We start from the raw sequence: 20888 nt of genomic DNA on the forward strand, positions 1-20888 counted from the left end.
CCAGGAGCGCACACCCCTCCCCCGCAGGGCGTGCGCCGTATGTATCCCCGTACTTACATTCAGCACCACAAGTGACCGTTGAGGGAATGGATTTGCTCCATTCACTACCCCAACATGTCTGGACAGCCCTCTTGTCTGACTGGTTGCGGGTCATCACCGGCGTCGGGGAGACGGGTTGTACGGCGGACGGACCGGTGGTCCGGGGCAACACGAAGGCGCCCGGCCGGGAGATTCCCGGCCGGGCGCCCCGGCGGACCGTGCGGGTCAGTCGTTGGCGACCACGGGGTAGCGCGGCTCGTTCTCGGCCATCTGCCGCAGCGCGTCCTTGCGGTCCCGCTTGGAGAGCCGGTCGATGTACAGGTAGCCGTAGAGGTGGTCGGTCTCGTGCTGGAGGCAGCGCGCGAAGTAGCCGGTGCCCCGGACCTTGATCGGGTTGCCCCGCTCGTCCTGGCCGGTCACCTCGGCGTAGTCGGGACGCGCGAGCGAGGCGTACGCCGTGGGGACGGACAGGCAGCCCTCGTTGCTGTCGTCGAGCCGGCGCCGCTCGGCGGGCAGGTCGACCAGCTTCGGGTTGCACACCACGCCGACGTGCCGGACGCCCTCGTCGTCCTGGCAGTCGTAGACGAAGACCTTCAGGTCGACACCGATCTGGTTGGCGGCCAGGCCCACGCCCTCGGCGGTGCGCTGGCTGGCGAACATGTCGGCGACCAGCTGCTGGAGCTCCTCGCCGAACTCGGTGACGTCCTGGCACTCCTTGTGCAGGACCGGATTGCCGACGACCGTGATCGGCCGCGAGGTGCCGCGCTCACGCCAGGCATTCTCGCGCTCCTCGCAGTTCTCCGTGTCGACGACATAGCCCTCGTCATCGACGGGGAGCACGCCCGCGTGCTGCTGATCGGTGTCCTGCTGCGCCATGACCGACGTACGCCTTCCTCAAAGAACAGGGGGAGATGTTGCTGGTACAGGTTACGTGTCCGCCCCCCTGAGGGGCGCGGGGAACCGCACGGCCGGGCGCGGTCCTCAGCACACCTCTTCGAGATCCCGCCAGTCACGCGAGTCCGGACTGTCGGCGACCCAGCCGTCGAGCAGCCCCCGGACCAGCGAGGCCGGCGCGGCCACCCCGCACTCCCGCTCGGGCACCCACAGCTGCCCGTCCGTCCGGTGCCCCAGCGGCCCGGGATGCCCCGGCTCGCTGTGGTCGTGCGGGTCCAGGTGCACCCCCTCCCCCTCGTCGGAGGGCATCCGGGACTCGCTGCACATCCGGCACAGCAGCCGCACCGAGGACGACCAGTCCTCCGCGGCGAACCCCGCGTCGGCGGCCAGCTGCTCCAGCGCGTCCCGGTCGGCCTCGGTGGCCGCCTCCAGCAGGACCACCCAGGTCGGCACGGGGGACGGCGCCCACAACTCGATCTCGTCGAAGACCGGGTAGGAGTGCCCGGTGGAGGTGGTGCGCTCGCCGTGCGGGACGCCGTCGTGCAGCACGACCTCGCCCCAGCGTCGCCCGGACGAGGGAAGCGGGATGGACAGCACCTCCAGCCGGGCCGGGTCCAGCCGGCGGCCCCAGACCACCTCGGCCTCGCCCTCCGGGGAGAGCCGTACGGCCGCGCTGCCCAGCTCCATGCCGAGCGGTTCGGCGGTGGCCAGCGATCCCCCGGGCACCTTCAGCCCGTACGCCTGCCAGGCGCGGCGGGCCAGCGGCCAGTCCTGCAGGGCGGTGGCGGCGATGCCGACGTTCCACCAGTCGGGCGCCCCGGTGTCCTTGTCGAGCAGGGCGACCGCGCGCAGTCCGGCGGCGCGGGCCTGCTCCCAGTCGTGCCGGAACTTGTGCAGCAGCGCGAGGTTGAACCAGGACTCCGACAGCCAGGGTTCGAGATCGGCGGCGCGTGTCAGCAGTTCGCCCGCGTCCTCGTACCGGCCGTCGCCGATGAGTGTGAACGCGCGGTCGGTGGCCTGCCGCCAGGAGGCGGAGGGCCGGTGCCGTCCCTTGCCGAAGATCCTCACGATTCCCGCCTGCCAGTTCCAGTTCCGCACAGTGGGCTGGCTTGTGCCCCCGGACACCCTCTCCCTCGCATCCAACCACGTACGGCGGGAAAGGCGCTCATTACCCATGGGTTACCCAGCCGGGCGCGGGATCAGACCATCCCGGCCGTCTCACCGGCACGCGTTCCCGCGCCGTCTGGGGCTGGGCCAGTACCCGGGCGAGCGACTCCACCACCTCGGGGGCGTAGTCCCCGGCGGTGCCGAGCCGCAGCTCCTCCAGCGCGCGCAGGGCGCCCCGGGGGCCGGCGTCCCGGCTCTTCTCCTCGTAGGCGTTGACGGCGCGGACGATACGGGCGGCGAGCGGCTGCTCGGGGTAGGGGTCGGCCTGCCGCTCGACGACGACGGCGACGGCCGGGTCGACCCCGGTCTGCCGGACGACGGCCCCGCCGAGCAGGGCGATGCGCCGCTGCTCCGCCGCAGGCAGGGCGGCGGTGGCGCCGGCCGGGACCGGGTCGACCAGGCTGAGCTGCCCGATGTCGTGCATCAGGGCCGCGTACTCCAGCACGGTCAGTTCCGGGCCGGTCAGCCTGAGGTCCCGGCCGACGGCGACGCTGAGCGCGGCCACCCGGCGGGCGTGCCCGGCGGGGGTGCAGCCGGCGATCTCGGTGGCGCGGGCCAGGGAGGCGATGGTCTGCCGGTAGGTGGCGCGGACCGCCGCGTACCGGCGCACGGACAGCTGGACGAGCAGCAGGGGCAGGCAGAACACGGGCAGCGCCCACAGCCCGGCGACGGCGACCGCGAGCGCCATCACCGCACCGGTCGCGACGACGGCGGAGCCGATGCCGAGCAGCCCGCGCACCTCCTCGCGCAGCAGCGGGCCGAACGGCCGGCCGGTGCGGCAGTGGGCCAGCGCGGCGGCCAGAGCCGTGCCGCACAGGGAGGTCAGGACGAGCAGGGTGAGCAGCAGCAGGGCGTAGGCGGGGCCGTCCCAGGCAGCGAAGACGCCCTTGTTGTACAGGGGTTGGAAGCACAGGGCGGCGAAGCCGACGGTGAGGACCCGGCGGGCCAGGTGGTCGGCGGTGGGGGCGCGGCCGGACCAGATGTGCGGGACGGCACCGAGCAGCGCGGCGACGAGCACGACGGTGACGACCTGGGCGGCGTCGTGCTGGCTGGGCCGCCCGGCGACGGCGCCCAGCAGCGCGTACGACAGCGAGCCGGCGGCGCCGAGCGGCGCTGCCTGACGGGCCCGGTCGTCGCTCCACCGGGTCAGCTCGCCGACGGTGATGAGCAGGCCGAAGGCGAGCGCGTCGCCCCGGTCGGCGAGGCCGGTCCACAGGGTCTCGGCGACGGCGCCGGCCGCGACGAGGGCGGCGGCGGTGTGGATGAGCCGCAGCACGGTCATCGGTGGGCCCCGGTGCGCGGGGTCCGCTCGGCGGGCGCGGTGCCGTACGCCGGTTCGTCGGCGGTGACCGCCGGGCGCCAGCCCTCGCGGCGCAGGGCGCGGACCAGCGCGCGGACCATGCGGGGGTCGAAGTGCGCCCCGGCGCAGCGCTCCAGCTCGGCGACGGCGGCCTCGACCGGGCGGGCCCGGCTGTAGCAGCGGGCGGAGGTCATGGCGTCGAAGGCGTCCGCGACGGCGACGATCCGGGCGCATTCGGGGATCCGGTCGCCGGCCAGGCCGTAGGGGTAGCCGGTGCCGTCGAGCCGTTCGTGGTGGTGGAGGATGGCGGTGCGGGCCTCGCCGAGGAAGGAGATCCCGCGGACCATCTCGTGGCCGTACTCGGGGTGCAGCTCGATGATCCGCCGCTCCTCGGGGGTGAGCGGCCCGTCCTTGCGCAGCAGCCGGGTGGGCACGCCCAGCTTGCCGACGTCGTGCAGGATGCCCGCGAAGCGCAGCACCTCCACCCGGTCGTCGTCCAGGCCGAGTTCGCGGGCGATCAGCACCGAGGCATGGCCGACGCGTTCGCTGTGGCCGCGGGTGTAGCCGTCCTTGATGTCGACGGCCTGGACGAGGGCGCGGATGGTGGCCTGGTGGGCGGCGCGCTCGCGGTGGTACTGGGCGAAGACCCACCAGGAGACGCACATGGGCAGCAGCACCAGCAGCGCGGACACCGGTCCGTAGGGGCTGCGCCACAGCACGGCCATCATCAGGCCGGCGAGCCCGTGCGCCGCGACCGGGGCGAGCGAGCGGGCCAGCAGGGCGCGCCAGGTCCGGCACGGCGGCACCAGTCCGGCCGCCGCGCGCAGGCCGCCGTCGAGCGCGGTGAGCACCAGGCAGAAGGCGAGCACGGCCGCGCCGACGGGCAGCAGGGCGTACGGGAAGTCGGAGCCGGCGACGGCGTCCCGGCCGCCGAGCGCCTCGTGCACCCGGGCGGCGGCCCATACGGCGAGCGCGGGCCGCGCGGCCCGCCACACCCGGCGGGGCAGGGCGGGCCGCTGGCCGACCGGGCAGAGCAGGGCGGCCGGGACCGGGACGAGCGCGGCGGCCGACGGGGGCAGCAGGAACGCCCCGGCGAGCAGCACGGGGTAGAAGGTGCCGCCGAAGCGCCGGTGCACGGCGTGCTCACAGGCCGCGTAGAGTGCGGCGAGCAGGGTCGGTGCCAGCCAGGAGCCGGGGGTGTCCGGCGGCCGGGACAGACAGGGGACGGCCAGCAGGGCGACGGCGGCCACATAGCCGCGTGCCCTCGCCGGTACCGCGTCCATCACGCCCCTCCCCGACCGCGTCTGTCCAGGCTCGGAGCCTAGGACGGCAATCGGGGGGTGTGGGGCTTATGACCTGAGGATTAGCACGTACGGGTGATTTGACCCGGCGTGTCAGGTCTCCTGGGGCGCGGTCGGCGCCTGGGTCACGTCGTGTTCCGGCACGGTCTGCCCGGAGCGGATCAGCTCGATCCGCCCCATGACCTTGGCGCGCAGGTCGGCCGGCACGTCGTCATGCCCGCAGCACCGCTTGACCAGCTTCTTCACGGCCTGCTCCAGCCCGTACTTCTCCAGGCACGGAGAGCATTCCTCGAAGTGGTGCTGGAACTTGTCGCGATCGATGTCCGGCACCTCGCTGTCGAGGAACTCGTACAGGTGGTCGAGGACCTCACTGCAGTCCGTCTCGTGCGGCTCTCCGCAGCTCATGAGCCCGAGCCTTTCGCTTCGTTCGACTCTCCGGCGCCCGCCGGGACCAGCCCGCGCTCACGGGCGTAGTCCTCCAGCATGCCGCGCAGCTGACGGCGGCCCCGGTGCAGCCGGGACATCACCGTGCCGATGGGTGTCCCCATGATGTCGGCGATCTCCTTGTAGGCAAAGCCCTCCACGTCCGCCAGATAGACGGCGATGCGGAACTCCTCGGGGATCGCCTGCAGCGCTTCCTTCACGTCCGAGTCGGGCAGGTGGTCGAGCGCCTGCGACTCGGCGGAGCGCAGCCCCGTCGACATGTGCGACTCGGCGCGCGCGAGCTGCCAGTCCTCGATCTCCTCGGCCGCGCTGCGCTGGGGTTCGCGCTGCTTCTTGCGGTACGAGTTGATGAAGGTGTTGGTGAGAATCCGGTACAGCCACGCCTTGAGGTTGGTGCCCTCACGGAACTGGTGGAACGACGCGTACGCCTTGGCGTAGGTCTCCTGCACCAGATCCTCGGCGTCGGCCGGGTTGCGCGTCATGCGCAGCGCGGCCGAGTACATCTGGTCGAGGAACTCGAGCGCGTCCCGCTCGAAGCGCGCGCTGCGCTCCGTGCTCGTCTCGGACGCGCCGATGCCCTGGCCCTCGGGCAGCTCCGCCTGGCCGTTGTCGGTCCCTGCGTCGGTCCCAGTGACCGGACCCACCTCCTCAAGATCCCGGGCGGGACCGAAACCGATCCCACTCGTTTCGGAGGATAGAACACCACCCGTACCCGCCGCCGCTCGAATAGGAGCCGTCTTGGCCGCGTGCAGCACCGACCAGTCCAGGTCAGTGCGGCTGCTGCGGGCCGGGCAGATGGTCGAACCCATGCGGCGGACTTCCTCTCGTGCTACGACCTCGGTGCCGAAACCGTCGGCACTTCTGACGCTCTCAACAGCGGGCCGCCGCCCGGCATTCCCGGGTCACCCGAGTGCCGCGACCCACTTCAGCACCGCGCCGGTGACGATCTCCAGCGCCCGCTCCTGGGTGAGGCCGGCGCGCTTGGGCACGGCGAGGCCGTGATCGGCCTCCGGTACCTCGGCCAGGTCGAAATCTCCCGCGGGGAACTCGGCCGGCTTCCCGAAGGGGTCTTTGCCGCCCTGTACGACCAGCGTGGGCACCCCGGCGCCCAGCAGCTCCTCGGCGCGGGACTTCTCCGGCTTGCCCGGCGGGTGCAGCGGGAAGCTCAGCGCGAGCACGGCGCGCGCGCCCAGCCCGGCCGCCGTGCGGCAGGCGACCCGGGCGCCCGCGCTGCGGCCGCCGGAGATCACCGGCAGGCCGGGCCGGGCCAGCGCGGGCCACACCCCGCGCCACCCGGTGTCCAGGGTCTTCGGAGCGGGCGCGACCTTCTTGCCGGCCACCCGCCAGGGCTGCTCGACCAGGGCGACGGTCACGCCGTGCCCGGGCAGCGCGCCGGCGAGCGCCTGGAGGTCGCGGGCCTCGATGCCGCCGCCCGCGCCATGGCTCACGGCCAGCACCAGCCGCGCCTTCCGCGCCGGGTGCCAGGTGATCCGGGCGTCCCCGGCCTCCGTACCGACCGTCTCGGTGGTCACGTCGGTCACATCCGTCAGCGTCACGTCATCCGTCACGTCAGAAGAGTGTGCCCTCTTCCGGGGCCTCCAGCTCCTTCAGCAGCTCCGGGCCGTTGTTGCGGACGTTGCTGACGGCCGTGGAGACCGGGTAGGCGCGCATCAGGCCGGGCGGGGGCGGGGCGAGCAGGTCGCGCAGGGCGCCGGGGTCGGTGCGGGCGGGGTCGAGCCAGGCGTCCCAGCGGTCGGGGGTGAGCATCAGCGGCATCCGGGGGTGGATGTCGGCGAGGGAGCGGGGGCCCTCGGCGGGGGCGACGGCCAGCGGGGTCCGTTCGGCCTCGGTGGTGATCACCGAGCAGGTGACCCACCAGGCGCTGGGGTGGTCGTCGGGCAGGGTCCGGTCGCGCCAGAACTCGTACAGTCCGGCCATCGCGAACACCGAGCCGTCGGCGGGCAGCACGAAGTACGGCTGCTTGCGGGGCCGCTTCTTCCTGCCCTCGACCTCCAGCTCGCGCTCCTGCTCGCCGGTGACCCACTCGTAGTAGCCGTCGGCGGGCACGATGCAGCGGCGGGCGGCGAAGGCGCGGCGGTAGGAGGGCTTCTCGTGCACGGTCTCCGCGCGGGCGTTGATCATCCGGGCGCCGCCCTCGGGGCTCTTCGCCCAGGACGGCACCAGTCCCCACTTGAGCTTGCGCAGCTGGCGAACCGGACGGGGCGATTCCGCGTCTTTCAGAGGACGGTCCAGGACGGCGTAGACCTCCTTGGTCGGCGCCACGTTGTAGTCCGGCTCCAAGGTCTCCTCGGGCTCCCACTTCTCTATCCCGAAGACACCCGCGAGATCCTCGGGCCCACGACTCGATGCATACCGTCCGCACATAAGTGCCACACTGCCAGACCCGTCACGACAACAGGGAGCCGTCACCGGACATGGCCAGCCTCGCCGCCACCGCGCTGCCCGACCTCTGGGACCGGCTCACCGGCACCCAGCCCGCCCCGGCCCTGTGGGTGGTGCTGACCACGCTCGCCGCCGCGCTGGCCGTCGTGGTCCCGCACCCGGTGTGGCGGATATCCCGCAACGCGGTCACCATCGCGCACGAGGGCGGCCACGGTCTGCTCGCGCTGCTCACCGGCCGGCAGCTCACCGGCATCCGGCTGCACTCCGACACCAGCGGGCTCACCGTGAGCCGGGGCAAGCCGTACGGGGCCGGCATGATCCTGACCGCCGCCGCCGGCTACCCGGCCCCCTCCCTGCTGGGCCTCGGCGGAGCCGCGCTGCTCGCGGCCGACCGCGTCACCCTGCTGCTGTGGGCGGCGACCGCGCTGCTGCTGGCGATGCTGGTGATGATCCGCAACGCCTACGGCGTGCTGACCGTGGTGCTCGCCGGCGGCACGTTCCTGCTGGTGTCCTGGCTGGCGCAGCCGCAGGTGCAGGCGGCGTTCGGGTACGCGGTGGTGTGGTTCCTGCTGCTCGGCGGGGTCCGGCCGGCGTTCGAGCTCCAGGCCAGGCGGTCCCGGGGCGGCGCGGGCGACTCGGACGCCGACCAGCTGTCCCGGCTGACGCACGTACCGGCGGGCCTGTGGCTGCTGCTGTTCCACGCGGTGTCGCTGTGCTCGCTCATCGGCGGCGGCCGCTGGCTGCTGGAAGGTTGACCCCGGGCCCTCCTTATAAAGTGGCCCCATGGCCCCGAACACCTCCTCCACCGCCCTCTGGCCCGCCCCGCACGCGAGCGGAGCCGTCGACGCGACGGTCCACGTGCCGGGGTCCAAGTCGGTCACCAACCGTGCCCTGGTCCTCGCCGCCCTGGCCTCCGAGCCGGGCTGGCTGCGCCGCCCGCTGCGGTCCCGCGACACCCTGCTGATGGCCGGCGCGCTGCGGGCCATGGGCGTGGAGATCGAGGAGGGCGTCGGCCCCGACGGCACCGGCGAGGCATGGCGGGTGCTGCCCACGGGGCTGCGCGGCCCGGCCACGGTGGACGTCGGCAACGCGGGCACGGTGATGCGGTTCCTGCCGCCGGTGGCCGCGCTGGCCGACGGCCCGATCCGGTTCGACGGGGACCCCCGGTCCTACGAGCGCCCCCTGAACGGTGTGATCGACGCGCTGCGCCTGCTGGGCGCCCGGATCGACGACGACGGCCGGGGCGCGCTGCCGCTGACCGTGCACGGCGGCGGGGCCCTGGACGGCGGCCCGGTGTCGGTCGACGCCTCCTCCTCGTCCCAGTTCGTCTCGGCGCTGCTGCTGTCCGGCCCGCGCTTCAACCAGGGCGTGGAGGTCCGCCACACCGGCGCGACCCTGCCCTCGATGCCGCACATCCGGATGACGGTGGACATGCTGCGCGCGGTCGGCGCCCAGGTGGACACCCCGGAGTCGGGCGGCGAGCCGAACGTGTGGCGGGTGACGCCGGGCGCGCTGCTCGGCCGGGACCTGACCATCGAGCCGGACCTGTCCAACGCGCAGCCGTTCCTGGCGGCGGCCCTGGTGACCGGCGGCAAGGTGCTGATCCCGGACTGGCCGGCCCGCACCACCCAGCCGGGTGACCGGCTGCGGGAGATCTTCACCGAGATGGGCGGTTCCTGCGAACTCACCGAGTTCGGGCTGGTGTTCACCGGGTCGGGCGCGATCCACGGCATCGACGTGGACCTGGGTGACGTGGGCGAGCTGACCCCGGGCATCGCGGCGGTGGCCGCGCTCGCCGACTCGCCGTCCACCCTGCGGGGCGTGGCCCATCTGCGGCTGCACGAGACGGACCGGCTGGCCGCGCTCACCAAGGAGATCAACGAGCTGGGCGGCGACGTCACGGAGACCGCCGACGGCCTGCACATCCGCCCGCGACCGCTGCACGGCGGCACGTTCCACACCTACGAGGACCACCGCATGGCCACCGCCGGTGCGATCATCGGCCTGGCGGTGCCGGGCGTGCGGATCGAGAACGTGGCGACGACGGCGAAGACCCTGCCGGACTTCCCCGAGCTGTGGACCGGGATGCTCGGGCAGTAGGGACGTACGCCATGCGCCGCTACGGCAAGCACACCGACGAGGACGACATCCGCAGCCGCCCCAACCGCAAGGGCAACCGGCCGCGCACGAACATCCGGCCCAAGCACGAGGACGCCGCCGAGGGCATGGTCCTCACCGTCGACCGGGGCCGGCTGACCTGCCTGGTGGACGACCGGCCCGTGCTGGCGATGAAGGCCCGCGAGCTGGGCCGCAAGGCCGCCGTCGTGGGTGACCGGGTGGCGCTGGTCGGCGATCTGTCCGGCAAGAAGGACACCCTCGCCCGGATCGTCCGCATCGAGGAGCGCTCCTCGGTGCTGCGGCGCACGGCCGACGACGACGATCCCTACGAGCGCGTGGTGGTCGCCAACGCCGACCAGCTGGCCATCGTCACCGCCCTGGCCGACCCCGAGCCCCGCCCCCGCCTCGTCGACCGCTGCCTGGTCGCGGCCTACGACGGCGGTCTGGATCCGCTGCTGGTGCTGACCAAGTCGGACCTGGCCCCGCCGGACAAACTGCTGGAGCTCTACGGCGACCTGGACATCCCGTACGTCGTCACCAGCCGGGAGGAGCTGGAGAACGGCGGGGCGGCGGACCGGGTGCGCGCCCACCTGAGCGGCAAGGTCACGGCGTTCGTGGGGCACTCGGGCGTCGGCAAGACCACCCTGGTCAACGCGCTGGTGCCAAAGGAGCGCCGGCGGACGACGGGACTGGTCAACGCGGTGACGGGCCGGGGCCGGCACACCACCACCTCCGCGCTCGCGCTGCCGCTGGACGGTGCGGACGGCTGGGTGATCGACACTCCTGGCGTGCGGTCCTTCGGGCTCGCCCACATCGATCCGTCCCGGGTGATCCACGCCTTCCCGGACCTGGAACCCGGCACCGCGGGCTGCCCGCGCGCGTGCAGCCACGACGAGCCGGACTGCGCGCTGGACGCGTGGGTGGCGGACGGGCACGCCGACCCGGCGCGGCTGTACTCGCTGCGCCGGCTGCTGGCCACGCGGGAGCGCCGGGAAGGCGACTGAGTCCCGCGTTGTTTGCCCGGGCATCAGTCCGGTGAGTGCATAATCACACCGAGCCGGAGATCCGGACCCAACGGGAGGACAGCACATGGCGTGGCTGCTGGTCATAGTGGCCGGAATATTGGAGACCGGTTTCGCCGTGTGCCTGAAACTCTCACACGGGTTCACGCGCCTGTGGCCGACGATCGCTTTCGCGTCGTTCGCGCTGGGCAGCTTCGGTCTGCTGACCCTGTCCCTGAAGAAGCTCGACGTCGGCCCGGCGTACGCCGTGTGGACCGGGATCGGCGCGGCGGGCACCGCGATCTACGGCATGGTCTTCCTCGGCGATCTGGTGTCCACCTTGAAGATCGTCTCCATCAGCCTGGTCATCGTCGGGGTGATCGGGCTCCAGCTGTCGGGGTCGGCGCACTAGAAGGCCGCGCCGGCCCGGTCAGGTGGCGCGGGAGCACCGCCCGCACCAGTTCCGCGACGCCGCCCTCCCCGGGTGGGGCCGCCACACAGGACAGGGCGAGGCGGACGACCAGTTCGCAGGAGAGCACCAGTTCGGCCGGGGCGGTGCCGGGGGCGGCCAGCGCGGTCGCCGCGCGGTCCCGGACGATCCGTACGAAGTCGCGGGGCGCCGGCAGCGGCCCGTCCGCCCGGCGCTGGGCCGGCACCATCGCGGTGGAGTAGGCGGCGGTGAGCGGCGGGCTCGGCAGCCGCTCGGTCCAGCAGCCGGTGAGCAGGGCCCGCACCAGCACGTTGTCCCGGGCCGCGGCGGCCGTCCACTCGGCGGTCGCGGTGAGCCGGTCGCAGGCCTCGGCGGGCCCGGCGAGGGCCCGCTCGACCCCGGCGAGGTAGCCGTCGGCCTCCCGCCGCACCAGCGCCCGCGCCAGGCCGTCCTTGCTCCCGAACTCGTTGTACAGGGTCTGCCGGGACACCCCGGCCCGCGCGGCCACGTCGACCATGCGCACCGCGGCCCACGGCCGGCGCGCCAGCGCCGCGTAGGCGGCGTCCAACAACGATTCCCGGGCAGCAGGCATCCGCGCCTCCCTGGGCCACAGTGACTTAGCGCCCAGATTTGACGGGCCTGTGAGCACTGTCAAGGGTTCGCGAGGGGTGTGGGGGGCGTGCGGTGAGGTACGGGGGTGGTGACCGCCGGTACACGGGCCGCGGGCGGCCGTACCGCCGTGTCCGGAACCCACCGCCCGCCGCCCCCTGTGGCCCCGCGCCGAGCCTGGCGGATACCGTTCGTCACATGCCCGACTACCTCGACGACCTGCGCCTCGCCCACGCCCTCGCGGACGCGGCCGACGCCGCCACCACGGCCCGCTTCCAGGCCCTCGACCTGAAGGTGGAGACCAAGCCGGACATGACCCCGGTGAGCGAAGCGGACAAGGCGGCGGAAGAACTGATCCGCGACCGGCTCCAGCGCGACCGCCCTGAGGACGCCGTCCTCGGCGAGGAGTACGGCGTCGAGGGCAGCGGCCCGCGCCGCTGGGTGGTCGACCCGATCGACGGCACCAAGAACTACGTCCGCGGCGTCCCGGTGTGGGCCACCCTCATCGCCCTGATGGAGGAGGGGGAGGACGGCTACCAGCCGGTCGTCGGCGTCGTCTCCGCCCCCGCCCTCGGCCGCCGCTGGTGGGCGGCGAAGGGCCACGGCGCCTTCACCGGCCGCGACCTGGCCGCCGGCACCCCCCTCCGCGTCTCCCGCGTCGGCAGGCTCGCGGACGCCTCCTTCGCGTACTCCTCGCTCTCCGGCTGGGAGGAGCGGGACCGCCTGGACGGCTTCCTGGACCTCACCCGTCAGGTGTGGCGCACGCGCGCGTACGGCGACTTCTGGCCGTACATGATGGTCGCGGAGGGTTCCGTGGACATCTGCGCCGAACCGGAGCTGTCCCTGTGGGACATGGCCGCCAACGCGATCATCGTCACCGAGGCGGGCGGCACCTTCACCGGCCTCGACGGCCGTCCGGGCCCGCACAGCGGCGACGCGGCGGCGTCCAACGGCCTGCTGCACGACGAGCTGCTGGGGCATCTCGGCCCGCGCCCCTGAGCGCCGGCACGCTCCGCGCGCGCCGTCGACGAGCGGCGCGCGCCCCCTTGTTGACCCTTCCTGTCCCTGTCACCCTGGGCCCACCCCACTTGTGAACAAGTGAATCCCGGGGTTTCACGGGATTCCCAGGAGGTGGCCCCTTCATGCTCGTCCGTGACGCCATGAGCACGGTGATCCTCACCCTCGGCCCCGCCCACACCCTCCGCCAGGCAGCCACCCTGATGTCGTCCCGCCGCGTCGGCGCCGCCGTGGTCCTCGACCCGGACGCCGGCGGCATCGGCATCCTCACCGAACGCGACATCCTCGACTCCGTCGGCCTGGGCCAGAACCCGGACGCCGAACCCCTGCACGCCCACACCACCACCGACATCGTCTTCGCCGCCCCGACCTGGACCCTGGAGGAGGCGGCCCGCGCCATGGCGCACGGCGGCTTCCGGCACCTGGTCGTGCTCGACCGCGGCGAGGTGGCCGGGATCGTCTCGGTCCGCGACATCGTCCGCCGCTGGGTCCCGGCCCGGGAGCCCGTGCCCGCCTCCTGAACGCGGGAACGGGCGGGCCGCCGGGCCCCCGTCCCGGCATCCCGCCCTCCTGCCCCGAACGCACGAACGGGCCGGACCCAGAGCACCATGGGTCCGGCCCGCCCAGCCGCGAGGGCGGCCGGCTCAGCCGCGCAGCTCCTGCACCGCGCTCTCCAGCCGCTTGCCGAAGTCGGCGTCGGCGTTGCGGAAGTTGCCGATCGCGCGCTCGACGATGTCCTGGCGCGTGACCTTGGCGATGAAGCCGGCCAGGTTGGCGATCAGCCGCTCCTTCTCCGCCTCGGTCATCAGCCGGTACAGGTTGCCCGCCTGGACGAAGTCGTTGTCCTCGGCGTGGACCGGCGTCGGGTGGTTGCCCGTGCCGCCGGTGAGGCTGTCGAGCGGCTGCCACAGCGGGCGGCCGGTCTGCTGCGGCCCGCCGAAGCTGTTCGGCTCGTAGTTCTTCTCGCCGCCGTGCCGGCCGTCGTAGAGGAAGCCGTCACGGGAGTGGGTGCGCGCCTCGGTGGCGTGCGGGCGGTTGACCGGCAGGTGGTCGGCGTTGATGCCGACGCGGTAGCGGTGCGCGTCGCCGTAGGCGAACAGCCGGCCCTGGAGCATCTTGTCGGGCGAGGGGCCGATGCCGGGCACGAAGTGCGCCGGGGAGAAGATCGACTGCTCGACCTCGGCGAAGATGTTGCGCGGGTTGCGGTTCAGCTCCAGCTTGCCGATCGTGATGACCGGGTAGTCCGCGTGCGGCCACACCTTGGTCAGGTCGAACGGGTTGAAGCGGTAGGTCGCCGCGTCGGCCGCCGGCATGATCTGCACGCCCACGGTCCAGCTCGGGAACTCGCCGCGCTCGATCGCCTCGCGCAGGTCGCGCTGGTGGGAGTCGGGGTCCTTGCCCGCGAGGACCTCCGCCTCCTCGGCGGTGAGGTTCTTGATCCCCTGGTCGGTCTTGAAGTGGTACTTGACCCAGAAGACCTCGCCGGCCTCGTTGCTCCACTGGAAGGTGTGCGAGCCGAAGCCGTCCATGTGCCGGTACGACGCCGGGATGCCGCGGTCGCCGAACAGCCAGGTCACCTGGTGCGTGGACTCCGGCGACAGCGACCAGAAGTCCCACACGTTGTCGGCTTCCTGGCTGCCGGTGTACGGGTCGCGCTTCTGGGTGTGGATGAAGTCCGGGAACTTGATCGCGTCCCGGATGAAGAAGACCGGGGTGTTGTTGCCGACGAGGTCGTAGTTGCCCTCCTCGGTGTAGAACTTCACCGCGAAGCCCCGCGGGTCACGCACCGCGTCCGCCGCGCCGAGGTTGCCGGCCACGGTCGAGAACCGCAGGAAGACCTCGGTCTCCTTGCCGACCTCCGACAGGAAGGCGGCACGCGTGTACGGGGTGACGTCCGCGGTCACGGTGAAGGTGCCGTAGGCACCGGCACCGCGGGCGTGCACGACGCGCTCCGGGATCCGCTCCCGGTTGAAGTGGGCCAGCTTCTCCAGCAGCAGCTGGTCCTGGACGAGGACCGGCCCGCCGACGCCCGCCGTCTCGCTGTTCTGGTTGTCGGCGACCGGAGCTCCGGCCTCCGTGGTGAGCGGTCCCTGCGACACGTGCGCCTCCTGCGTCATCACTGACTTGTCCTGTCCTGTGGCCAAAGCCGTTCTCGATCCTACAATGGACTTTGTCTAAGTCAAGTGATGATCCAAAGTCACACCTATTCCCGATCTGGGGAACCTTCCTGTTAGGCTGGTGGCCATGAGCGACCTTCTGGAACGGCTGCGTGGACGCGGATGGCGGATGACCGCGCAGCGGCGCGTGGTGGCCGAGGTCCTGAACGGCGAGCACGTCCATCTGACCGCCGACGAGGTCCACGCGCGCGCCGTCGCGAGACTGCCCGAGATCTCCCGGGCGACCGTCTACAACACCCTGGGCGAGCTGGTCTCGCTCGGCGAGGTGCTGGAAGTCGCGACGGACAAGCGCGCCAAGCGGTACGACCCGAACGCGCACCGGCCGCACCACCACCTGGTGTGCGCCCGCTGCGGCGCGATCCGCGACGTCCACCCCAACGGGAACCCGCTCGCCGACCTCCCCGACACCGAGCGCTTCGGCTTCACGGTGTCGGACGTCGAGGTGACCTACCGGGGGCTCTGCCCGGACTGCGCGGGCGCGTGACCTGAGCGGCTCATCGCGTGACACGCGGCGGAAGGGGGCGAGAGCCCCCTTTTTTGCTGCCCGGTTCCGCCGCCCGGACCGGGCGGACGCCGGAACGAGCGGAGGACACAACGACCGAGGGCCGGAACCCATTTCTGGATTCCGGCCCTCGGCCTTCAGTAGCGGGGACAGGATTTGAACCTGCGACCTCTGGGTTATGAGCCCAGCGAGCTACCGAGCTGCTCCACCCCGCGTCGATGAACAAGACACTACGTGACTCTTGAGCCGGGATGCAAATCCCTTGGCGGGTGAGTGGCCGGGGTCACGCCGACAGCTCCTCGCGCAGCGCGTCCCGCAGCCGGCCCGCCCGCTCGGCCACCTCCGCCGGACCCAGCTCCACCGCGCGTCGGCCCAGCGCTGCCCCTCGGCCAGCTCGCCACGACGCGCGTAGACCAGGGCCAGCCGCAGCGCGGCCCGCCCGTGGCCGGCGTCGGCGGCCCGGGTCCACCACACCGCCGCCTCCGGCTCGCTGCCCTCACGGGCGAGCAACAGCCCGAGGTTGAAGGCGCCGTTGCGCGAGCCGGCCTCGGCCGCCGTCCGGTACCACCGCGCCGCCTCCACCACGTCCCCCCGGGCGGCGGCCAGCATCCCGACCCGGACCTGCGCCCGCCGGTGCCCCTGGGTGGCGGCCCGCTCGTACCACTCCTCGCACTCGGTCTTCTCGTGCACGATCTCGCCCAGCTCGTGCGCGGGCTCGGGCGGCCGGCGCGCGTCGAGCAGGGTGGCCAGCCGGTATGCGCCCTCTGCGCTGCCGCCCCCCGCGGCGCAGCGCAGATGGCGCTCGGCCTCCCGCTCGTCGCCCTCGCGCAGCCGGGCGATCCCCACCTGGAGGGCGGCCTCGGCGTGCCCGGCGGCGGCGGCCCGCTCGTACCAGCGCAGCGCCATCCGCTCCTCGCCGCGTCCGGCGTAGAGGATGCCGAGGTTGAACGCGGCGTCCACGCTTCCCGCCTCGGCGGCCTTGGAGAACCACGGCTCGGCCCCGGCCGCGTCGCCGCCTTGGAGCAGCAGGATGGCCAGCGCGTTGGCGGCCTCCCGGTGCCCGGCGTAGGCGGCCCGCCGGTACCACTGTTCGGCCTGCGCGGTGCGGCCCTGCTCGGCGCAGAGCAGCCCGAGGTTGTAGGCGCCGTTGTCGTCACCGGCGTCCAGCGCGGCCCGGTACCAGCGCTCGGCGGTCTGGGTCTCGCCGCGCTCGGCGTGCAGCGCGCCCAGCGCGTTGGCCGCGTTGCCGTCGCCCTCCTGGGCGGCGCGCAGCCACCACACGGCGGCACTCCGGGTGTCGCCCGCGTCGCGCAGCAGGAAGCCGAGGGCGCAGGCGGCCCGCGGCTCGCCGTCCTTGGCGGAGGTCAGGTACCAGCGCCCGGCCTCCTTCAGCTCGCCGCGCCGCTCCAGGATCGCCCCGAGCTGGAGCGCGGCCTTCCGGTGCCCGCGCGCGGCGGCCTGCCGGTACCACTGCTCGGCCTCCGCGGCACCGTTGTCCGGGCCGTTCCCCTCCCCGGGCCACTCCTCCCCGTGCCCGGCGGCGCGGTCGAGCGCCCGGGCCAGCCGGTAGGCGGCCTCGCGGTGCCCGCGCTCGGCGGCGGAGCGCAGCCAGTCCTCGGCACCGGCGTCGCCGCGGTGCTCCAGCAGGTCGGCCAGGGCGTAGGCGCCGAGGACATGGCCCTGCTCGGCGGACTGGCGCAGCCAGTACTCGGCGGCCGGCTCGTCCCCGCGCTCGCGGTGGTAGCGGCCGAGGGCGTGCGCCGCGGCGGCGGACCCGGCCACGGCGGCGACCCGCCACCAGCCGGCCGCCTCCTCGGGGTAACCGCGCTGGTGCAGCAGGACGCCCAGGTTGTTGGCGGCGGCCCGGTCACCGGCCGCGGTGGCGGCGCGCAGATGGGGTTCGGCCGCGTCCAGCTCGCCGCGGCGCAGCAGCATCGCCCCCAGGACACTGGCCGCCTCGGCGTCCCCGCTCTGCGCGGCGAGCGCGAGACGCGTCTCCTCGGCGGCCTCCCCCATGTCCACCAGCTCGTCGCGGGCCGACTCCGTACCGGAAGACTGCGCAAATCGCCCTGACTCGAACAGAGTTGCCTTCTCCCCCATAACGTCCATCGTCGCACCACCCGCAACCTGGGTACACCCGGTATACCGCAGCAGCCCGTAAGGTCACTTCGGCGTTTTGTCGACATGCCCACAGAGTGACAAGTCAAACACACACCCCCCAACTCCCCACGGCGGCGCGGCCGTCACTCTCCCCGGTATGTGAGTTCGCACACCACGAAGGCCCGGATCCCTTTTCCGGATCCGGGCCTTCGACATGAGTAGCGGGGACAGGATTTGAACCTGCGACCTCTGGGTTATGAGCCCAGCGAGCTACCGAGCTGCTCCACCCCGCGCCGTTGCGTGTCAACCGTACCACGGCGCGGGGGCACCCTGATCAACTCTGGTTTTCGCCGCCGTCCTTCCCGACGTCCTTCTCGTCGGCCTTTTCGCCGGTCTCGCCACCGGCCTTGTCGCCGGTCTGCCCGCCGGCCTTGTCACCGGCCTTGTCGTCGGCCTTGTCACCGGCCTTGGACTGGGCCTTCGCCTGGGCCTCCTCGGCCTGCTTCAGCGCCTCCTGGAGCTGCTTCTGCGCCTTGGCGTACGCGGCCCAGTCCGGCCCGTCCTTGAGCGCCTGCTGCCCTGCCTCGAAGGCCTTCTGGGCGTCCTGGAGCGCCTGCCGGACCGTCGGGTCGCTGGTGCCGGGCCGGGTGTCGGTGCCGGTCCCCGGCGGCTTGGTGGCCGGACCCTTGGCGCCGAAGATCTTGTCGAGCGCCTCGTCGAGGGTGTTCTCGAAGGCGGTATCACTCCCGTAGGTGACCAAGACCTTGCGCAGCAGCGGCAGTTTGAGTCCGCCGCCGCGGACGTAGACGGGCTCCACGTAGAGCAGTCCGCCGTCCAGCGGCACAGTCAGCAGGTTGCCGTACTCGATGTCGGAGTCATCGCCCCTCAGGAGCTTGATTGTGGAGGCGATCCTCTCGTCCGAGTTGAACGCGCTCTGTACCTGTTTGGGGCCGTCGACCGTCGTCCTGGTCGGCAGTTTCAGAATCCTGATCTTGCCGTAGTCCTTGCTGCCGGCCTCCGCGTCCACGGTCATGAACGCGGCCAGGTTGTCCCGCCCGGTGGGCGTGAACGTCGTCGACAGGGAGAACGCCTGCTGCTTCTGGTCCGGCATCTTCATGCTCAGGTAGTACGGCGGCACCGCGTTGCCCGACTTGTTGGTCGGGTCGTCGGGCACCTGCCACACCTCGCTGCCGGTCAGGTAGGTCTCGGCGTCCGTCACGTGATAGCGGGTGAGCAGTTCGCGCTGCACCTTGAACAGGTCCTGCGGATAGCGCAGATGGTCCATCAGGTCGTCGGAGATCGCGCTCCTGGGCTGCACCGTGTCCGGGAACGCCTTCATCCAGGTCTTCAGCACCGGGTCCTGGGTGTCCCACTGGTACAGCTCGACCTCGCCGGTGTAGGCGTCGACCGTCGCCTTCACCGAGTTGCGGATGTAGTTGACCTGGTTCTGCTGGGCGACCACCGCGCGGTTGTTGTTCGTCGCGGTCAGCGAGTCGGCCGTCGTATCGCCCAGGGTCGTACGGGAGGCGTACGGGTAGCCGTTGGTGGTCGTGTAGGCGTCGACGATCCACTGGATGCGGCCGCCGACGACCGCCGGGTACGCGTCGCCGTCGATGGTCAGCCAGGGGGCGACCGCCTCCACGCGCTCCTTGGGGGTGCGGTTGTACAGGATCCGCGAACCCTTGCCGATCGCGCCCGAGTACAGGATCTGCGGCTCGTTGAAGGTCAGCGCGTACGCGGCCCGGTTGACCGGGTTGTCGAGGTTGACGCCGCTGCCGCCCCGGTACCTGGTCGGCTTCTCACCGTCGTTGTCGGAGTAGTCGATCTCCTCCTGGGGACCGCCGACGATCGAGTAGGTGGTGGTCTTCTCGCCGTAGTAGATCCGCTGCTCGTAGGTGCCGAGGTCGCCCTTGGACGGCAGGTCGTACTCGGTGAACACCGGCTCGCCGCCCTTGGCCTCGGTGCCCTTGGCGGCGACCACGCCGAAACCGTGCGTGTAGCGGAAGTGGTCGTTGATCCAGTTGTGCTTCGGGACGCCGGCCAGGTCCAGCTCGCGCAGCCCGATGACCGTGTCCTGTTCCTTGCCGTCCTTGCCGGGGTACCGGTCGACGTCCAGGTTGTCCGGGAAGCCGTAGTAGTCCTTCATCTCCTGACGCTGCTGGAACGTCGGGGAGACGATGTTCGGGTCGATCACCCGGAAGCTCGCCGCGTCGTCGACCTTGCCGCGCAGCGTGCTCTTGTCCTTGGTCTTGGACTCGCCGTCGTAGCCGGTGACGTCGGTGTCGTCGATGCCGTACGCCTCGCGGGTGGCGTTCAGGTTCTTCTGGACGTACGGCGCCTCCTTGGCCTGCTCGTTCGGCTGCACCTGGAACTTCTGCACGATGGCCGGGTACAGGCCGCCGATCAGGATCGCCGAGAGCACCATCAGGCCGAAGCCGATGACGGGCAGCTGCCAGGTGCGCCGCCACAGCGTGGCGAAGAACAGCAGGGCGCAGATGACGGCGATGCAGAACAGGATGGTCTTGGCCGGCAGATAGGCGTTGGCGTCGACATAGCGCAGGCCGGTCCAGTTGTCGGTGGCCTTGAAGTCGCTGGACTTGACCGCGAGGCCGTACCTGTCGAGCCAGTAGGCGACCGCCTTCAGGGCGACGAAGACGCCGAGCAGCACCGACAGGTGGCCGGTCGCGGCGGCGGTGGCCCGGGCACCCGGGCTGGTCACGCGCAGCCCGCCGTACAGGTAGTGGGTGAGCGCGGCGGCGATCAGGCACAGGATGGTGGCGGCGAAGCCGAAGCCCAGCAGGAACCGGTACCAGGGCAGGTCGAAGGCGTAGAAGGCGACGTCGAGGTGGAACTGCGGGTCCTTCTGGTGGAAGGGCACGCCGTTCACCCACATCAGCCACGTCCGCCACTGGCCCGCGGCCGAGGCGCCCGCGATCAGCCCGACCAGGCAGGTGACGACGAGCAGCAGCCACCTCTTGTACGGCGCGATGCTCATGCGGTAGCGGTCCAGGCTCTGCTGCTCCATGGACATGGCGCTGAGCGGGGGCCGCAGCCGGTGCGCGAGCCAGATGTTGACGCCTACCGCGACCGCCATCAGCAGTCCGAAGACGAAGAACAGCCCGATCTTCGTGGACAGGGTGGTGGTGAACACGGACGAGTAGTGCACCGACCGGTACCAGAGCCAATCGGTCCAGAAGCCCGCGAACATGGTGAACACCATGCCCAGGGCGGCCAGGACCCCCAGGGTCACGAGCAGGGCCCGCACCTTCCTGGAGGGGCGGCCCGCCCTGATCCGTGGCCCCGTCGGGCCTCCGCCGCGGTCCGGCATCTGGAAAGCCAAGGTGCGCCCCTCGAAGTTCGCTGTCGTTCCGTCAGGCCCCCGGGTT

General features: G+C 72.3%; 18 protein-coding genes, 2 tRNA genes and 1 pseudogene. 7 read left to right on the forward strand and 14 right to left on the reverse strand.

The annotated features are described in order from the left end of the window. Positions 1 to 264: 264 nt before the first annotated feature. The 8 genes from def to ACSURM_RS12840 form a co-directional block, all read right to left on the reverse strand. Positions 265 to 915: a peptide deformylase gene (gene def, locus ACSURM_RS12805; protein ID WP_189751270.1), complete on the reverse strand. Its 651-nt coding sequence runs from the start codon at positions 913 to 915 to the stop codon at positions 265 to 267. A gap of 105 nt (positions 916 to 1020) precedes the next feature. Continuing rightward, entirely contained in the window at positions 1021 to 2001 is a 981-nt protein-coding gene (locus ACSURM_RS12810; RefSeq protein ID WP_189999396.1) for a hypothetical protein, read from the reverse strand. Between the two features lie 100 nt (positions 2002 to 2101). Next, a complete protein-coding gene (locus tag ACSURM_RS12815; RefSeq protein WP_436955119.1) occupies positions 2102 to 3382 on the reverse strand; it encodes an HD-GYP domain-containing protein in 1281 nt (426 codons plus the stop codon). Beyond that, a complete protein-coding gene (locus ACSURM_RS12820) occupies positions 3379 to 4683 on the reverse strand; it encodes an HD-GYP domain-containing protein (RefSeq protein ID WP_436955120.1) in 1305 nt (434 codons plus the stop codon). The genes ACSURM_RS12815 and ACSURM_RS12820 overlap by 4 nt, the downstream gene beginning before the upstream one ends. A 111-nt stretch (positions 4684 to 4794) precedes the next feature. Then, entirely contained in the window at positions 4795 to 5106 is a 312-nt protein-coding gene (gene rsrA, locus ACSURM_RS12825; protein ID WP_436955121.1) for a mycothiol system anti-sigma-R factor, read from the reverse strand. Next, positions 5103 to 5789 carry an RNA polymerase sigma factor SigR gene (gene sigR / locus ACSURM_RS12830; protein ID WP_436955122.1) on the reverse strand — a complete coding sequence of 229 codons (687 nt, stop codon included), beginning with the start codon at positions 5787 to 5789 and terminating at the stop codon, positions 5103 to 5105. Before sigR ends, rsrA begins: the two co-directional genes overlap by 4 nt. Before the next feature lie 258 nt (positions 5790 to 6047). Beyond that, positions 6048 to 6713 (reverse strand): alpha/beta hydrolase family protein, encoded by a 666-nt coding sequence (locus ACSURM_RS12835; protein WP_436955123.1) that lies wholly within the window; start codon positions 6711 to 6713, stop codon positions 6048 to 6050. Between the two features lies 1 nt (position 6714). Further along, positions 6715 to 7530: an SOS response-associated peptidase gene (locus ACSURM_RS12840; RefSeq protein WP_436955124.1), complete on the reverse strand. Its 816-nt coding sequence runs from the start codon at positions 7528 to 7530 to the stop codon at positions 6715 to 6717. A gap of 50 nt (positions 7531 to 7580) precedes the next feature. Here ACSURM_RS12840 and ACSURM_RS12845 point away from each other — a divergent pair, with 50 nt between their 5' ends. From ACSURM_RS12845 to ACSURM_RS12860, 4 genes are all read left to right on the forward strand, one after another. Further along, on the forward strand, positions 7581 to 8303 hold the full coding sequence (locus ACSURM_RS12845) for a M50 family metallopeptidase (RefSeq protein ID WP_436955125.1): 723 nt from the start codon (positions 7581 to 7583) through the stop codon (positions 8301 to 8303). A 28-nt stretch (positions 8304 to 8331) separates the two neighbouring features. After that, positions 8332 to 9648, forward strand: coding sequence for a 3-phosphoshikimate 1-carboxyvinyltransferase (gene aroA, locus ACSURM_RS12850; protein ID WP_436955126.1), 1317 nt, complete (start codon positions 8332 to 8334; stop codon positions 9646 to 9648). Positions 9649 to 9659: 11 nt separating this feature from the next. Continuing rightward, a complete protein-coding gene (gene rsgA, locus ACSURM_RS12855) occupies positions 9660 to 10670 on the forward strand; it encodes a ribosome small subunit-dependent GTPase A (protein ID WP_436955127.1) in 1011 nt (336 codons plus the stop codon). An 85-nt stretch (positions 10671 to 10755) separates the two neighbouring features. Then, positions 10756 to 11079 (forward strand): DMT family transporter, encoded by a 324-nt coding sequence (locus tag ACSURM_RS12860; protein WP_030787784.1) that lies wholly within the window; start codon positions 10756 to 10758, stop codon positions 11077 to 11079. Here ACSURM_RS12860 and ACSURM_RS12865 read toward each other — a convergent pair. Further along, positions 11033 to 11689 carry a TetR/AcrR family transcriptional regulator gene (locus ACSURM_RS12865; protein WP_436955128.1) on the reverse strand — a complete coding sequence of 219 codons (657 nt, stop codon included), beginning with the start codon at positions 11687 to 11689 and terminating at the stop codon, positions 11033 to 11035. The two genes, ACSURM_RS12860 and ACSURM_RS12865, sit on opposite strands and share 47 nt — an antisense overlap. A 215-nt stretch (positions 11690 to 11904) precedes the next feature. On the opposite strand from ACSURM_RS12865, the gene hisN reads away from it, so the two are divergent. Together hisN and ACSURM_RS12875 are read left to right on the forward strand one after the other, a co-directional pair. Further along, on the forward strand, positions 11905 to 12705 hold the full coding sequence (gene hisN, locus ACSURM_RS12870) for a histidinol-phosphatase (protein WP_436955129.1): 801 nt from the start codon (positions 11905 to 11907) through the stop codon (positions 12703 to 12705). Between the two features lie 143 nt (positions 12706 to 12848). Further along, on the forward strand, positions 12849 to 13244 hold the full coding sequence (locus ACSURM_RS12875; protein ID WP_436955130.1) for a CBS domain-containing protein: 396 nt from the start codon (positions 12849 to 12851) through the stop codon (positions 13242 to 13244). Positions 13245 to 13367: 123 nt separating this feature from the next. On the opposite strand, the gene ACSURM_RS12880 is transcribed toward ACSURM_RS12875, so the two are convergent. Continuing rightward, positions 13368 to 14822, reverse strand: coding sequence for a catalase (locus tag ACSURM_RS12880; protein ID WP_436955131.1), 1455 nt, complete (start codon positions 14820 to 14822; stop codon positions 13368 to 13370). 145 nt (positions 14823 to 14967) lie between these two features. On the opposite strand from ACSURM_RS12880, the gene ACSURM_RS12885 reads away from it, so the two are divergent. Then, complete coding sequence (locus ACSURM_RS12885; RefSeq protein ID WP_436955132.1) at positions 14968 to 15384, forward strand: Fur family transcriptional regulator; 417 nt, start codon at positions 14968 to 14970, stop codon at positions 15382 to 15384. A gap of 159 nt (positions 15385 to 15543) precedes the next feature. Here the strand turns inward: ACSURM_RS12885 and ACSURM_RS12890 are convergent. From ACSURM_RS12890 to ACSURM_RS12905, 4 genes and pseudogenes are all read right to left on the reverse strand, one after another. Beyond that, positions 15544 to 15617: transfer RNA gene (locus ACSURM_RS12890), tRNA-Met, on the reverse strand. A gap of 68 nt (positions 15618 to 15685) precedes the next feature. Further along, a pseudogene (locus tag ACSURM_RS12895) lies at positions 15686 to 17511 on the reverse strand (sel1 repeat family protein). 210 nt (positions 17512 to 17721) lie between these two features. Further along, positions 17722 to 17795: transfer RNA gene (locus ACSURM_RS12900), tRNA-Met, on the reverse strand. Positions 17796 to 17836: 41 nt separating this feature from the next. Further along, positions 17837 to 20830: a UPF0182 family protein gene (locus ACSURM_RS12905; protein WP_436961060.1), complete on the reverse strand. Its 2994-nt coding sequence runs from the start codon at positions 20828 to 20830 to the stop codon at positions 17837 to 17839. Between the last annotated feature and the right edge of the window lie 58 nt (positions 20831 to 20888).

Source organism: Streptomyces sp. SudanB182_2057, from assembly GCF_964272715.1.
Taxonomy (GTDB): Bacteria; Actinomycetota; Actinomycetes; order Streptomycetales; family Streptomycetaceae; genus Streptomyces; species Streptomyces rubradiris.